The 13,948-nt window shown below is 43.7% G+C and carries 15 protein-coding genes and 1 riboswitch; of the genes, 9 read left to right on the top strand and 6 right to left on the bottom strand.

All coding sequences use genetic code 11. The features are described 5' to 3' along the window. The first annotated feature begins 60 nt into the window (after positions 1-60). Both FHW89_RS02100 and FHW89_RS28925 read left to right on the top strand, forming a co-directional pair. Positions 61-351 (top strand): hypothetical protein, encoded by a 291-nt coding sequence (locus tag FHW89_RS02100; RefSeq protein ID WP_172333345.1) that lies wholly within the window; start codon positions 61-63, stop codon positions 349-351. 69 nt (positions 352-420) lie between these two features. Continuing rightward, positions 421-543 carry a hypothetical protein gene (locus tag FHW89_RS28925; protein ID WP_256367746.1) on the top strand — a complete coding sequence of 41 codons (123 nt, stop codon included), beginning with the start codon at positions 421-423 and terminating at the stop codon, positions 541-543. A 210-nt stretch (positions 544-753) separates the two neighbouring features. Here the strand turns inward: FHW89_RS28925 and FHW89_RS02095 are convergent, their stop codons facing one another. The 3 genes from FHW89_RS02095 to FHW89_RS02085 form a co-directional block, all read right to left on the bottom strand. Beyond that, positions 754-921: a hypothetical protein gene (locus FHW89_RS02095; protein WP_172333344.1), complete on the bottom strand. Its 168-nt coding sequence runs from the start codon at positions 919-921 to the stop codon at positions 754-756. Between the two features lie 153 nt (positions 922-1,074). Further along, positions 1,075-1,803, bottom strand: a complete 729-nt coding sequence (locus tag FHW89_RS02090; protein WP_172333343.1) for a (Fe-S)-binding protein — start codon at positions 1,801-1,803, stop codon at positions 1,075-1,077. An 11-nt stretch (positions 1,804-1,814) separates the two neighbouring features. Further along, a complete protein-coding gene (locus FHW89_RS02085; RefSeq protein ID WP_172333342.1) occupies positions 1,815-3,137 on the bottom strand; it encodes an MFS transporter in 1,323 nt (440 codons plus the stop codon). Positions 3,138-3,401: 264 nt separating this feature from the next. Here FHW89_RS02085 and FHW89_RS02080 point away from each other — a divergent pair, with 264 nt between their 5' ends. Further along, complete coding sequence (locus FHW89_RS02080) at positions 3,402-4,067, top strand: hypothetical protein (protein ID WP_172333341.1); 666 nt, start codon at positions 3,402-3,404, stop codon at positions 4,065-4,067. Positions 4,068-4,188: 121 nt separating this feature from the next. Here FHW89_RS02080 and FHW89_RS02075 read toward each other — a convergent pair whose 3' ends face one another. The 3 genes from FHW89_RS02075 to FHW89_RS02065 all read right to left on the bottom strand — a co-directional run bounded on the left by FHW89_RS02075 (position 4,189) and on the right by FHW89_RS02065 (position 8,119). Continuing rightward, a complete protein-coding gene (locus tag FHW89_RS02075; RefSeq protein ID WP_172333340.1) occupies positions 4,189-6,651 on the bottom strand; it encodes a glutaminase family protein in 2,463 nt (820 codons plus the stop codon). A 251-nt stretch (positions 6,652-6,902) separates the two neighbouring features. Then, the gene (locus tag FHW89_RS02070; RefSeq protein WP_253952142.1) at positions 6,903-7,385 is read right to left on the bottom strand and encodes a DUF4268 domain-containing protein; all 483 of its coding nucleotides are present in this window, start codon (positions 7,383-7,385) and stop codon (positions 6,903-6,905) included. A gap of 212 nt (positions 7,386-7,597) precedes the next feature. Then, positions 7,598-8,119 (bottom strand): DinB family protein, encoded by a 522-nt coding sequence (locus tag FHW89_RS02065; protein WP_172333339.1) that lies wholly within the window; start codon positions 8,117-8,119, stop codon positions 7,598-7,600. 126 nt (positions 8,120-8,245) lie between these two features. Then, positions 8,246-8,339, top strand: a riboswitch (TPP riboswitch). Positions 8,340-8,406: 67 nt separating this feature from the next. On the opposite strand from FHW89_RS02065, the gene thiS reads away from it, so the two are divergent. The 6 genes from thiS (at position 8,407) to thiH (ending at position 13,907) form a co-directional block, all read left to right on the top strand. Next, entirely contained in the window at positions 8,407-8,610 is a 204-nt protein-coding gene (thiS, locus tag FHW89_RS02060) for a sulfur carrier protein ThiS (protein WP_172333338.1), read from the top strand. Positions 8,611-8,784: 174 nt separating this feature from the next. Further along, positions 8,785-10,668: a phosphomethylpyrimidine synthase ThiC gene (thiC, locus tag FHW89_RS02055; RefSeq protein ID WP_172333337.1), complete on the top strand. Its 1,884-nt coding sequence runs from the start codon at positions 8,785-8,787 to the stop codon at positions 10,666-10,668. Positions 10,669-10,786: 118 nt separating this feature from the next. Continuing rightward, entirely contained in the window at positions 10,787-11,392 is a 606-nt protein-coding gene (locus tag FHW89_RS02050) for a thiamine phosphate synthase (RefSeq protein WP_172333336.1), read from the top strand. Next, a complete protein-coding gene (locus FHW89_RS02045) occupies positions 11,389-12,033 on the top strand; it encodes a thiamine phosphate synthase (protein WP_172333335.1) in 645 nt (214 codons plus the stop codon). The genes FHW89_RS02050 and FHW89_RS02045 overlap by 4 nt, the downstream gene beginning before the upstream one ends. 1 nt (position 12,034) lies before the next feature. Then, positions 12,035-12,802 (top strand): thiazole synthase, encoded by a 768-nt coding sequence (locus tag FHW89_RS02040; RefSeq protein ID WP_172333334.1) that lies wholly within the window; start codon positions 12,035-12,037, stop codon positions 12,800-12,802. Further along, complete coding sequence (gene thiH, locus FHW89_RS02035; protein WP_172333333.1) at positions 12,795-13,907, top strand: 2-iminoacetate synthase ThiH; 1,113 nt, start codon at positions 12,795-12,797, stop codon at positions 13,905-13,907. Before FHW89_RS02040 ends, thiH begins: the two co-directional genes overlap by 8 nt. The last annotated feature ends 41 nt before the right edge of the window (positions 13,908-13,948 follow it).

The following is a 13,948-nucleotide window of genomic DNA, read 5'->3' as shown; positions in this document are numbered from 1 at the left end:
CTGCTATTGATCTTTTTATTATTTTCAAACCCGGATACTAACCTTAAATCACACAAAAGCATGATCATTTATGGTATGCGGGCCTCCCTGCGCAAAACAGAACTTATTGCCGATAACTGCCGGCAGATATTGAAATTAAAGGAAATGCCGGCCTCTGTAAAACTGGGATACGAGAACCTTAAAACCCATGCTAAAATGCCGGTATGGACTTTCTCCGGACTTTTACTTATAGCCCTTGCCATTGTTGGCTTTTCCATCGCTGATAAGCAAAAAGCGGCCAAGGTTAGTCATATGATGACTTCCTTAAAAAAAGATGATATCCTGGAAGTTAAAATGAAAGATGACCACTAAACCCTGTTCAAGGTTGATCATGTTGATGGTAACATGGTTTATATAGCTATCAATAAATACCAAACAAATATGGAAACCGGAATCAGCGACCTGAAAGACAAGGAGTTTGATGAATCTGTTATCAAGGAATTCCCGGTATCACAACTTCTTCAAAACAGTAATTTCGAAATTATAGATATCGATAGGAAGTAGGTCGTTGACTTTCAAGAGACCAAGAGATGACAAAAAACTATGACCTAATGAATGTAAGCCATTCTTGTAGCAAGGCCTTTAAATCCTGCATAGATATAACTAAGTCATTTTCACCGAAAACTATATTGGGAAAATTCAATTCTATACTCTCATGTTCGGTCCCGTCTGTTACAAAGTATTGTTCATGATATTGACCATTAAGAACATTATTTATTCATCAATTAAACTTTGTGTTTCAGTTTGATTAAGTTGTTGGATGATTTGTAGTACATTATACTCGTTAATAACACCCCGTCTATTGCAAACATGAATAATACTCCCATCAATTGGATCTTTACTTTTATAAAACTCCAGTCCGTATTGTTCTCTTTTTGTCATGATATTGAGGCGTATTGTTAAAGAAACTTGATCTGTGTTACAATGTTGGCAATGGGTCTATATCATTTGGTCCAAGTATAGAGATTGCTTCGTACCTCGCAATGACGTGGTTTTTATATAACTTCACTCACATCCCAATTCCCAAATCAAACCCTACACATTCCCCCAACCCAGTGTCAGCACATCGGCCAGGTGCATGGTTTGTATCGGGATACTGTTTTTGTCGATATAGCTTTGCAGATGTAGCAAACAGGAGGCATCAGTGGAGATAATATACTCCGCTCCTGCGGCCAGCGCGTTATCCACCTTTTGTTGGGCCATAGCAGTAGAGATGCCATCAAATTTTACGGCGAAGGTTCCGCCGAAACCACAACAGGTTTCGTTATCTTTCAGGTCGAGCAGTTCCAGGCCCAATACTTTGGAGAGTAGCTGGCGGGGCTCGTCCTTGATCTTGCATTCACGCAGGCCTGCACAGCTGTCGTGGTAAACGGCTTTACCGTCGAGCTCGGCGCCAAAATAATCAAACTGCAGGATGTTCACCAGGAAGTCAGACAATTCATAGATATTGCCCTGCACGGCCCTGCATTTATTGTGTACAGCGGTATTGGTGAACAGATCATTATAGTAATTTTTCACCATGCCGGTGCAGGAAGCGGACGGCGTTACGATGACGCTATCGTCGGAGAAATCACTCAGGAATTTGCTACCCACGGCTTTGGCCTCGTCCCAGAAACCGGCGTTAAAAGCAGGTTGTCCGCAGCAGGTTTGGTTTGGATTAAAGCTCACTTTACAGCCAGCCTTTTCCAATACTTTTACGGTATTAAAAGCGGTATCGGGAAACAACTGATCAATAAAACAGGGTACAAATAACTCAATCTTCATCTCTTACACAATTACACGGCGCTTAGCTCCGTATTTTTCTTTAGCTTATTTTCTGCTGCCAGCAAAGAAAACAATAATATTAAACCTATTATAAAAAAGATGGCCAATACCAGTACCGAATTGCGCGGACTGCCGGTAAGCTCTTCAAAAAAACCAAAGCTGAATACTCCGCCCACTATCGCCAGCTTTTCGGTAACGTCATAAAAACTGAAGAACGATGCAGTGTCCGTAATGTTTTCGGGTAAATATTTAGAATAGGTTGAGCGCGACATGGACTGGATGCCGCCCATCACCAGGCCTACTACTGCGGCTACTACATAAAACTCTGTGGCCGTTTTAGTTAAATAAGCGGCAGCACACACCCCTATCCAGATGATCACTACGGCAATGAGCACTCGTACGTTGCCATATTTGCCCGATAAGCGCGACATAAGTGTTGCCCCACCAATAGCCACCAATTGGATAATTAAAATGGTTGTAATGAGGGCCGATGTAGGCATGTGCAGTTCCTTGGCGGCAAAACCTGTGGCTACCAGCATAATGGTTTGTACCCCCATGGAGTAAAAGAAAAACGCCGGGAGGTATCTTTTAAGCAAAGGCATGGTCTTCACTTTTTTCCAAACTTTTCCAAGTTCTATAAAGCCTCCTTTAATGATATTATGATCATGACTAACCGCGTTGGGGCTCCCCTTGGGTAGTACGATGAATGGTATAAGAGCGAAACCCATCCACCATAAACCAACCAGTAAAAATGATAAACGGGCAGGGAATGTTTCATCAACAATACCAAACAGCTCGGGCTTCAGCACAAACACAAAACAAATAAGCTGCAGCAGCACGCTGCCGATATAGCCATAAGTAAAACCTTTAGCGCTCACCTTGTCCTGCATATCTACAGTAGCAATTTCGGGCAGGTAAGAGTTATAAAATACAAAACCACCGCTGTAACCAATAGCAGCCAGCGCGAAGGCGATGATCCCCGGCTCAATATGATTCGCGTCGAAAAAATAAAGCACACAGCACGCTATTGCTCCAATGGCCGTAAAAAACTGCATGAATATTTTTTTATTGCCCTTATAATCGGCAATGGAGGATAGTATGGGCAACAGGAAAACAATGATAAGATAAGCGACCGACAAGGCATAATCAGACAAGGCTGTATTTATAAAGGTTTTGCCGAAAAACTGCACCTTACCCCCATTGGTTTTAGTAGTGGTAATAGCTACATAATAAGCCGGAAAAATGGTAGAGGTGATAACCAGGTTGTATGCGGAGTTGGCCCAATCAAAAAAGGCCCAGGCCCTGATGGTTTTTTTATTGTTTTTGGTTTCCATTGAACAATAAAAGTATACAAATTTTGGTATTTGCAAAACCACTGCTGGATATATAGCTCAATTAAGATGCTTAAAATTATGCGTGCATCTGGCAATACTGGTTTAATTTTTGAGAGAGTAAGAAATTTTGATAATTTAAGTAAGGGATGTAGCCAATAAAAATATAAAATGCATCTTTTACAAGCCAGGTTATATAAAACAATTATAGCGGCGACTCGGGAAGGATAATATTTTAATGGAGGATTTGTCAAAACTAATCATCACATGAAGCAAACCGGCAAAACAGAAACAACAACTCAAGACCTAATTCATCATCATGACGCCAAAGCGCTGCTTTTAGATGCCAACAACGCGCATGGCGGCAGGAAACTTGACACGATCAAAACACTGCGCTATACAGCTACTATTATGGGTGTAAAAGCAGTATCTTATGTTGATATTCAGGATAATAAAATACGGATAGAGCTTTGGGAAAACGAAAAGGTTATTTCGACCGAACAGGAAGAAAATGGCATTGGCTGGCAATGGCTCAACGGCAAAAAAGCAGATATGCCCCCTGCCCGGATAGCCGAAATGAAAAGCACATTTTACTCGGGTTTACTTGGGCTGCGCAAACCAGCCATCAACCAGATGCAGGTGCTGCATATGCAAAAACTCAAAAACAATACTTATTCGGTTCAGTGCAAACTGGACGGTAACGATTATATTTTTGCCATCAACAACCAAAACCAACTGGTAGCCGAGGCCAATAAAACATTCGGTCGGACATCGGTATCCGCATTATCAGATCTGCGCCCGGTACAGGGAATTATGATACCCTTTCATGAAGTAGTAACCTCGGGTATAAAGAAATTGGTTATACAATATGATAGTTTTGAGATTAACCCAGTGTTTAATGCTGATACGTGGGCTGCACTGGCGGGAATGTAGGGAGGCATAAAAAAAACATGTCATTGCGAGGCACGAAGCAATCTCCTCGCAGGTATGAATAAACGCGAAGAGATTGCCACGCTGCGCTCGCAATGAGATGTTTTTTATTTTATAATTGGAACTATTTACCGTTCCACTTTTGTTGTAAAAGCTTGATATAATATCCACCCACCACACTACGAGCCTGGAAACCTACCTGTTTCCCGTTGATAGTTTCGTGCCAGTCGCTTAGTGGCACACGAGTTGGGGTTTCCATAGCGTATTTATAAACCGGGTTAACCAATGCCTCAAAATCGGCCCTGTTTTTGGCTAAAGTAGCTGTCCAGATGATCCAATCACTTTTGGTATAGGTTTTACGGCTATCCAGCGGTATACCATATTGGTTTTGTTTGGTCAGATAAAACTTTATTTCGCGGTCATAAACCGATTGCGGGAACAGGTTTAAGCCCAGTATCTTATCCCAAATGATATTATACTTCTGGCTCCAGGTATCTTTTTTATCAAACACCAGGGAATAATGATCTCCGGCATCGGCCATTTTCATCCATTTGGAAACCATATCCTTAGCCATGGCATTGTATTTTGCAGCCACATCTTTTTGACCAAGCAGGCCAGCCAGGTGAGCATAACAGCCCACACCCACAATAGCCTTAGCCGATAGATTGGCATTACGCGCCAGGTGACCCGCAAAATCATCGGTACAAAGCTGGTTGGCAGGATCCAGGCCTTCTTTAGCTAAGTAATTTGTCCAGGTGGTTAAAGTTTTCCAGTGTTTTTTGGCATAGGCCGGGTTGTTGCCGTTGGCACGTACTATAGCCGCAGTTAAAGCCAGCATATTACCCGATTCTTCAACCGGCATGCCCTCACCATAGGTTTGTCCATTGGCTAATGGATAAGTACCCAGGTCATGCGCAGCGAAATCATGCGCGAATTTACCCGTCTCACTAAAGTAGAAGATACCATTCAGCATACCTTCCATCAACTTAGGATTGTAAAGCAGGAATAAAGGTGCCGATGGGTATGTTACGTCGACCGTATTGATAGAGCCATTACTAAAATTCTCTTTCGACAGGAATAAGATCTCACCCTGCGGACTTTTCACCAGGATGTGAGCAGCAATACTTTGCCTGTAAGCCAACACACATAATTTAGCATAAGGTGTGCCACCCGCATTTTGGGCATCTTTATACATAGAAGTATTAAACGCGGTACATTTTTGCAGCACTGCCGGATACTCCGCGGCAGCTTTGGCTAATACCTGCTCTATGGTTTTGGTTTGCGCGTTTTGCCACCATGGCTTTAAATTGGCATGAAAATATTGTACGGGAGTGATATCATCATAGCCCAATTCTACAAATTTAGCTACCGCTGCTTTGCCCACCTTACCAAAAGGGATCACGGTATTTAAAACCAGGTTGGTTCCCTCCTTTACCGTTGATTTACTGCCTCCACTAAAAAATGAATCGACAGCTTGCTTACCGGTGCTTACGTATTGCTGTACGTTGGCAGATTTTGGTGCAGCTACATACATATACCCCCAGTCGATACGCAGGTCATCACCTTTCTTTTGCAATACCGGTTGTTCTACAGTACCCGCTTTTAAAACAGATAACGTGCCCGATATGTACTGTTGCGTAGTTACCGGTTGCTGTGGTGTGTTACGCGCGATATCTGCCGATGCACCGAAATAAACTTTTATATCATGTGCGGCACCATCATTTGATTTTACTTTATAGCTGATATAAGATACCGGGCGCGACAACAGGTTCAGGTCACTCATCAATAAAGGTGAAGTAAATGTAACCTGCAGATCGGCCTTACCGCATTTAAAATTATAAATGGTTTGGGTGGCATTTAAGGTTACGCTGGTTTGTTTGGCCAGTTCAAGAGCGGCATGACCCGTTGGTTTTAACTCATCGGCCAAACCGGCATCAAGCCAGGCGCCACCGCCTGTGTTGGTACAATGTAATGCCAGCACATTTTCACCTTTTTTCAAGGAACTTATGGCGGCATCGTTCAATGCAAAATATTGCAGATCGCCGTTGGCACCACCTTGTTCGCTTACTTTTTTTCCATTGATATAAACCTCTGCTTCATCATCATGGTGCAGTCTTAACCAAAGCTTATTAAAGTTAAGATCATTCAGGGTAAAAGTACGGCGTACCCAGATTTCCCGGCCTGTCCATAAAGTTTTGGCAGCCTGTTTATCATTACTGAAAGGTGCCGTGCCTGTTTTCCAACCGCTATCCTCAAATTTGGCAGACGCCCAGTCTTTGGAAGGTTCTGCCTCCGTATACTTACAGGTATAGGGCTTTTCGTCGGCCGCAGCCAGTACAGTTTTGTACTCCACGGGTTCCTTACCCATAAAACGGTAAACAGCACCGTCAACCTTGATCAGGCCCAGCAGCGATTGATCTTTACCGGTCCAGTGATGGGTGGTAGATTCATTCAGGTTATCGGTGAACGACCAAATACTGAAATAAGGATTGTGTGTAATGAGCGGATAAGCAGGCGCTTTGGTAGCCTGTGCCCTGGCCAAAAAGCCTGCTAACATAAGGCAAGCAACTAATGGGAACCTTTTCATGTTTTTATAAATGGTTTATACAATATGGATTTATAGAGCCGTAAATATTTGCATTTTCCGGCTTAAAACAGATATACCACTACAAAAAGCGTTAAATTGACGATTAATTGAGACGATATGTAGAAGATGTGCAGATGTGCGAATGTCCAGATGAGATTGAATATGTAAATGCACCAGATCAAGAAATCAAATCATTAATCATTACCTTCATTTGCACATCCGGCCTTATTTGCATATTTGCACATCTTGTATTACTTAAATAGTTCAAAACTATATTGGGCTACGCTCCAGAATTCGTCAAGCGCTATGATGCGGGGTTTAAAAAAGGATATCAAATTTGGCCAGTCGTTACGGTTAAAGATGCTTGCTGATGGTAACGTTTTGATGATGCGGCTTACCAGTTTATTGTTTTCGTCGCGCGTATGCAGCTCCCAGTCCCACTCTTCATTAACATTAGCATCAAATACTGTTTTTAGCTCTTTGAATTGCTCAAACATCAGTTCCTGCATCCCGGCGTCGGGATGAGAAATTTCGATAGCAATGTAGGCCTGACGATTACCGGTTTGCATTTTAAAGTTAAGGTATTTGATGCCTGTTTTGTAGTTGATCCAGTTAATTCTTAAACCATCGGCCGAAAGTTGCGGCGCTATGTATTGCCCAAATGCGGTCCAAAAAGCCTGTCTGATCTGTGATGCCTCGTCTTTTGAATACAATTTTTTATTGATTTTTACCAAAGCGTCAAAATTAACAAAAAATTGACTGACGCGTTAAAGGATAGGCAGGATATAGAGATATAGCCGTATAAGAATATGGATCATCATTTTGATAATCTCTGGGTACTGGTTCATGCTCATAACCAAAATTCAACTGTGAATACGAAATAGGTTTTACTTTAAAATAATCACAAGCAGCCTCAACCAGGCTGCTTGTGATTAGAAGGACTGGCTTAAAACCTGTCCCAAAATGCAGGTGGCTCGATACCCAAACTACGCAAAAAAACGTATCCCTGAGCCCTGTGATGGATCTCGTTGTCTACAACATACTGTATCGTATTGATATTTTTATTTTCATAAGCACCAAAAGCTACTTCCACTTCCTGAAAACGCTCGGGTGAAATTTGTGGCCAGTATTCGTTCAATTCCTGGGTGATCTGATCCCAGCGTTGCAAGATGGACGCTTTACTTTCAACCGCTACTTTTTCTGTGGCATGATCAAGCGTTTCGGCCGATCTCCATGTACCAGTCACTACACCTTCAACACCATATTGTGACAGATCCATAATTTCAACAGCCATTACACCAAATGAACGCATCCCTCCTATCGAATAACCAAATAATTTATCTTCCGGAAAAGCCTCAATGACTTTTCTGGTTAGGCCGCGGTGTCCTTGCCAATTATTTAAAAAAGTTTCAGGTGAAATGAACTGGGCAGTTGAATTTTCTACTTGTGGGATTGCATTTGTTTCCATGGTTTCTTTTGTTTTGATTTTGTATTACAAAGAAACCTATGGTTAGTGACAGCCTTATGTCAGTAGGATTCAAAGAATTTAAAAAAGTTGAAAATTCTTTGAATTATCTATTTTTTTATAAGTTTACCGCAACTTTAGGGGTGTCCTTTAATGGACTGAGATAATACCCTTTGAACCTGATGCAGTTAGTACTGCCGAAGGGAAAAGTGACGATAACCCTATGTGGTTATTTTTTCTTTCCTCCATGTAAACGGGGCCATTCCTAAAGTCGAAATTTTAGATGCAGAATGGAAATCACCGTAAATCAACAAACTTACCAGGTTACCGATGTGTGCAATGTACAGCAAATGCTGGCTATTGTATTTGATGCCCAGCCAAAAGGCATTGCCGTAGCCATTAATCAGGTCATTATTCCGCGATCCAACTGGGCAGATCAACAGGTCAGCCACCAAGATCAAATCGTCATCATCAAAGCAACCCAGGGAGGGTGATGTTAGATGTGCAAATATGCGGATGTGCAAATGAGTTTCCCTTCATAGAACGCACTAACGCACTAATTCAATAATTATGATGTGCAAATGAATCCCCCCTTCAAAAAATCAATAAATCAATAATTAGCTCCAATCACTAATTCACTAAATCAATAATTCAATAATTGTATAAGTATGAAGCAAGAAAAAATTCCAACCGGCCAGGTATTAACTACCGAGCCTTTCCCGGCCTCCAGAAAAGTTTTTGTGCAGGGACAGCTGCATGATATACAAGTAGCCATGCGCGAGATTAGTTTAAGCGATACTAAACTGCATGGTCGCTTTGGCGAAACAGAACCCAATGCCCCCGTTACCGTTTATGATACCAGCGGCCCCTATACCGATATAAACGCCACTATCGACGTAAAAAAAGGGCTCCCCCGCCTACGTGAGCAATGGATCACGAACCGGAATGATGTGGAACAACTCAATGGCATCTCCTCCCAATATGGGCAACAGCGTTTAAACGATCAAAGCCTGGATGAGTTACGTTTTGCGCACGTAAGTAAGCCTTTAAGAGCTAAACCGGGTATGAACGTATCGCAGATGCACTACGCAAAAAAAGGTATTATTACCCCCGAAATGGAATACATCGCGATTCGCGAAAATCAGCGCATCGACCTGTTAAAAGAGCAATTGAATGGGCAATACGAGGTGATGAGTCATCAGCACCCCGGTCATAGTTTTGGTGCAAATACACCAAAAGGGTACATAACGCCAGAGTTTGTTCGCTCGGAAGTTGCCGCAGGCCGTGCGGTGATCCCCTCCAATATCAACCATCCAGAAATTGAACCGATGATCATCGGTCGTAATTTTTTGGTGAAGATCAACGCCAATATCGGCAACTCGGCGGTTACTTCCAGTATTGAAGAAGAAGTAGAAAAAGCGGTATGGGCCTGTCGTTGGGGAGCTGATACTATTATGGATTTATCAACCGGGAAAAACATTCATGAAACCCGCGAATGGATCATCCGCAATTCGCCGGTGCCTATTGGTACCGTTCCCATTTACCAGGCTTTGGAAAAAGTAAACGGTAAAGCCGAGGACCTAACCTGGGAGCTATTCCGCGACACACTGATTGAGCAGGCAGAGCAAGGAGTGGATTATTTTACTATCCATGCTGGTGTACTATTGCGCTATGTGCCGCTTACCGCCAAACGCATTACCGGTATTGTATCGCGTGGTGGCTCTATTATGGCCAAATGGTGCCTGGCCCATCACAAAGAAAACTTCCTGTACACCCATTTTGAAGAGATCTGCGAGATCATGAAAGCTTATGATGTGGCCTTCTCTTTAGGTGATGGTTTACGACCAGGCTGTATTGCCGATGCGAATGATGCAGCACAATTTGGCGAACTGGAAACACTGGGCGAGTTAACCAAAATTGCCTGGAAACACGATGTGCAAACCATTATTGAAGGCCCGGGCCATATCCCCATGCACATGATCAAGGAAAACATGGACAAACAACTGGCTCATTGCGGTGAAGCGCCATTCTATACATTAGGTCCGCTTACTACCGATATTGCTCCTGGCTATGACCATATTACCTCGGCCATCGGCGCCGCCATGATCGGTTGGTTTGGTACAGCGATGCTTTGTTATGTTACACCGAAGGAGCATTTGGGCTTACCCAATAAAAAAGACGTAAAAGATGGGGTAATTACCTATAAAATAGCCGCTCATGCGGCAGATCTGGCTAAAGGACACCCCGGTGCGCAGTATCGTGATAATGCCTTGAGTAAGGCCCGTTTTGAGTTTAGATGGGAGGATCAGTTTAACCTTTCGCTCGATCCGGATACCGCCAGGGAATTTCATGATGAAACCCTGCCTGCCGACGGTGCCAAGATAGCCCATTTCTGTTCCATGTGCGGCCCTAACTTCTGCTCCATGAAAATCACCCAGGATGTACGGGAATACGCCAAAGAAAATGGTGTGGACGAAGCTGCTGCACTGGCAAAGGGGATGGAGCAAAAATCAAAGGAGTTTGCAGAGAAAGGGAGCGAGATATACCTGTAATAAAATCTGGTACAAGAGCCAGGTTGTCATGCTGAGCCTGTCGAAGCATGGTGAGTAGGCCCCTATACGCGAGTCTTCGACAAGCTCAGACTGACAGGCTCTTAATGAATAAAGATATATGCAATTGATAGTTATTTCATATCCCCAGCAGGTAATCAACGAGGCTGCGATAATAAATCAACTTTTTGAGGCTGGTTTAAAGCGCTATCATTTGCGGAAACCGGCTTGGGACGAAACACAGCTGGTTGACCTGTTACAGCAGATAGATCATGCTTTTTATCCGCAGATAACATTACATCAGCAACATCACATCGCCTCGGATTTTGATATCAAGAAATTGCATTATACCGAAAAACACAGGTTAGATACAGAACCGGGTAAACTGATCCTTAAAAAAGAAGAAGGTTACGTATTGAGCACATCAATTCATAATATAAATGAGTTGAGCTCATTACCACCATTTGACTATACTTTTTTCGGGCCTGTATTTAATAGTATATCCAAACCGGATTATCAAAGCCAACTGCCCGATAATTTTCAACTGCCACCAAACACTGCAACACAGGTTATTGCCTTAGGCGGTGTAGGGTACGCAAACCTGCATAAAGTAAAACATATGGGTTTTGACGGCGCGGCGGTTTTGGGTACAATATGGAACAATCCGGCGCATGCGATCACCAACTTCAACAAATTACAGGAACACCTTTTAATTAAACAAACATGATTGATAAGCTTCATTATATATCGCAACAAACACCAATCCGTACGCATCTCTCGGCCATCAAAGAAGCCCTTAACGCGGGCTGCAAATGGATCCAACTGCGGGTAAAGGATGAGCCCGAATCTACCATCCTGGAATATGCACAAGAAGCTCAGGCATTATGCGAACAATTTAGTGCAAAGCTGATTGTGAATGACCATCCGGAGGTTGCACTGAAAGCCGGCGCTTATGGTCTGCACCTGGGTTTACAGGATATGCCCATTGCAGAGGCACGGCGTATAGTAGGCCAGGAGATGATCATCGGTGGCACAGCCAATACTTTTGAGCATATTCAACAAAGAGTTGCCGAAGGCGCCGACTATATTGGTTTGGGCCCCTACCGGTTTACCAAAACAAAAGAAAAGCTGAGTCCGATTTTGGGATTAGAGGGCTATCAGGATATTTTGGCTCAAGTAAGATCGGCAGCGATGAACATCCCCATCATCGCCATTGGTGGGATTGAACCTAATGATATTGCCGCGATCATACAAACCGGGGTACATGGCGTGGCTATTTCCGGAGCGATCACCCACGCTGCCGATGCTGCACAAACCACGCAATACATCTACCAACAGTTACATATGAACGTTTTAAAAGAAGTATAAGATGTTAAAAATAGCCGATAAAACTTTCAGTTCCCGCCTGTTCACGGGTACGGGCAAATTCAGTTCATCCGCCTTGATGGAGGAAGCTTTGGTAGCTTCGGGATCAGAATTGGTTACCGTAGCTCTGAAACGGGTTGATGTGAAGAACAATGACCAGGACGATCTGCTGATCCGCTTAAAATACCCGCATATTAACCTGCTGCCCAATACATCTGGCGTGCGCAATGCTAAAGAAGCCGTTTTTGCGGCACAACTGGCACGGGAGGCCCTGGAAACCAACTGGATAAAACTGGAGATCCATCCTGATCCCAAATACCTGATGCCCGATCCTATTGAAACACTTAAAGCCACGGAAGAACTGGCCAAAATGGGCTTTGTAGTACTCCCCTATATCCATGCCGACCCGGTTTTATGTAAACGACTGGAGGATGCGGGTACCGCAGCGGTAATGCCTCTGGGTTCGCCGATTGGCAGCAACAAGGGATTAAAAACCATTGATTTTTTAGAGATCATCATCGCACAAAGCAACGTGCCCGTAATTGTTGATGCCGGGATTGGTTCGCCATCTGATGCTGCCCGGGCACTTGAGATTGGCGCCGACGCGGTCTTGGTAAACACCGCCATAGCTGTTTCGGGTGATCCTGTGCGTATGGCCGCGGCCTTTAAAATTGCTGTGGAGGCTGGTCGGATGGCCTTTGAGGCTAAGTTGGCCTCACCTGTTTCACATGCTGTCGCCAGTAGTCCACTAACCTCTTTTTTAGATGCATAGCTTTAACGATATTTTTGAAACCTATAACTGGGACGAGGTCAAAGGCAGCATCTACGCCAAAACCGGCGCGGATGTGGAAAAAGCTTTATCAGCTACCAAACGTACGCTGGAAGATTTCAAAGCTTTGGTTTCACCCGCGGCTGCTCCTTATCTGGAACAAATGGCACAACTTAGCCAGCAATTAACCCTTAAACGTTTTGGCAAGGTGATCCAGATGTATGTACCGCTTTATCTATCCAACGAATGCAGCAATATTTGCACCTATTGTGGCTTTAGTTATGATAATAAAGTAAGGCGAAAAACGCTGTCGCCCATGGAAATTATGCAGGAAGTGGCAGTGATCAAGGATATGGGATATGAACATGTGCTTTTGGTGACCGGCGAGGACAATGTTACGGTGCATGTAGATTATTTTAAGAAGGCGCTGGAACTTATCCGTCCACACTTTGCGCATATCTCTATGGAGGTACAGCCCATGGATCTGGAAGATTATGAACAACTTACGCCATACGGCTTAAACACCGTACTGGTTTATCAGGAAACCTATCACCGGGAAGATTACAAAAAACATCATCCCAAAGGCAAAAAATCCAATTTCAAGTACCGCCTCGAAACACCTGACAGGCTCGGTCAGGCTGGTATCCATAAAATGGGCCTGGGCGTATTGATAGGTCTGGAAGACTGGCGTACCGATTGTTTTTTTACCGCCCTGCACCTGAATTACCTGGAAAAACGATACTGGCAAAGCAAATACAGTTTATCGTTCCCCAGATTACGCCCATTTAGCGGTGGATTAGAACCTAAGGTAGAAATGAATGATCGCGAATTGGTTCAACTGATCTGTGCCTATCGCTTGTTTAACGAGGAGGTAGAACTATCAATTTCTACACGCGAATCGCCGCGTTTTCGGAACAATATCATCAAACTAGGTATCACCTCCATCAGTGCGGGTTCAAAAACCAATCCGGGAGGCTATGCCGTTGAGCCAGAATCATTGGAGCAGTTTGAAATATCGGATGAACGGAGCCCCGCAGAGATTGCCCGGGTGATCAGCCAGCAGGGCTATGAACCGGTATGGAAGGATTGGGATAATTGTTTAACATAGTGCCTTACCCTGCCCTTTACATCCCGATAGCTATCGAGAGA

This window comes from Mucilaginibacter sp. SG564, assembly GCF_013149275.1.
Classification (GTDB): Bacteria; Bacteroidota; Bacteroidia; order Sphingobacteriales; family Sphingobacteriaceae; genus Mucilaginibacter.
This window is presented reverse-complemented; position numbering and strand designations above follow the sequence as displayed.